The 1,327-nt window shown below is 49.8% G+C and carries 1 protein-coding gene, 1 rRNA gene and 1 pseudogene; 1 reads left to right on the forward strand and 2 read right to left on the reverse strand.

The genetic code is table 11. The features are described from left to right. Positions 1–418 (reverse strand): hypothetical protein (locus ACS72_RS18015; protein ID WP_249888276.1); only part of this gene is annotated, 418 nt, incomplete at its 3' end. Between ACS72_RS18015 and ACS72_RS18730 the strand changes: the two are divergent. Continuing rightward, positions 402–797, forward strand: a pseudogene (locus tag ACS72_RS18730) (MFS transporter); the annotation flags it as partial. The gene ACS72_RS18015 and the pseudogene ACS72_RS18730 sit on opposite strands and share 17 nt — an antisense overlap. Before the next feature lie 272 nt (positions 798–1,069). On the opposite strand, the gene rrf reads toward ACS72_RS18730, so the two are convergent. Continuing rightward, positions 1,070–1,186: ribosomal RNA gene (rrf, locus tag ACS72_RS10645) — 5S ribosomal RNA — on the reverse strand. Positions 1,187–1,327: the final 141 nt, after the last annotated feature.

Raw genomic sequence — 1,327 nt, forward strand, 5'->3', positions numbered from 1 at the left:
CATCCTTCTCGACCAGCGACTGGGTATCGCGGAAATCGGCGAGCGCGACTGCGCCCAGGTCGAGCTTCTGCTCGTTCGAATAGGCAAGCTCGAGATTGCCGGTGGCGTTCACGGTAACGGTGGTCAGCGCGCCTACGCCGTGCCCGTCGATCGAGGATGCGCGCAGATTGGAGACATCGCCGGAGGAATAGGATTGCACGGCCGAGAAATCCAAGGTCACCTTGAAGTTGTTGGTGGTATCCTCGACTTCGATCTTGGCGGCGCTGGGATCGATGATGCTACCGATGAATTTGAGGCTCTTGGTCGCGACCAGGCCCTTCTCGTCGCTGATCTTGACGGTCCATTCGCCGGCGGCCGTGCCCTTTTCGAACTTCGCGCTCCATTTGTGCGAGCCGCCCTTTGGTGAAATTTCGGACACCTATCTGGCAGGAATCTATAGCTCACCTCGTGCTGCGCGCTGGAGCCAGAAGTCTGGACGTTTCCAGGTAGTGGTAACCATGCTTGTCAGCATGTTACTGGGATTAGGGATGATGTTAGTTAACAGTTTGCTATTGGTCTTTATTGGATTGCTCATTTTTACATTTGCATTTTTTGCTGCACATTCGATAGCCAGCAGCTGGGTATCTGTACAATCTTTACAATATCGTGCTGTAGGATAATCACTCTATTTATTCTGCTACTATCTTGGATCCAGTGTCCTTGGCAGCTCGTGTGGTTTGGTCTGGGAAAATACAGGATGGTTCGGCCTCAGTGTGTTCATCGGTATTATTTTGGTAATTGGTTTATTGGTCTGCTAGAACAACGGTCAGACAAAGCAACAGAAATGATTGTAGTCCAAGTCTCCGCCAACTTAACACACACACCCTCCTTTTCACAGCTGCACATTCCAGCTCTGTGGTCAGGTACTTTTAGCATATTTAACATAGTCCTATTATACTGGTTTTGCCGCTGTTATCCGTAACAAAAATGTTACCTTCCAGTATCGATCATGTCAGAGCTTCCACTTATCATATTTAATCCTTATAAACAAATAAAAACCACCACCGAATAACATCGGCAGTGGTTCTTTGCTTGGCGGCGTCCTACTCTCCCAGGACCCTGCGGTCCAAGTACCATCGGCGCTAGAGGGCTTAACGGTCGTGTTCGGGATGGGTACGTGTGGAACCCCTCCGCCATCGCCACCAAACGCATAGCATAGCTTACATTCAGAGATCGTTCTCTGAAAACTAGATTCGAAACGAAACACGCGAATTACAACTTGCTATTGGATAAGCCCTCGACCGATTAGTACTGGTCAGCTCCATGCATTGCTGCACTTCCACCCCCA

Source organism: Acinetobacter sp. VT 511 (genome assembly GCF_001077515.1).
Classification (GTDB): Bacteria; Pseudomonadota; Gammaproteobacteria; order Pseudomonadales; family Moraxellaceae; genus Acinetobacter; species Acinetobacter schindleri.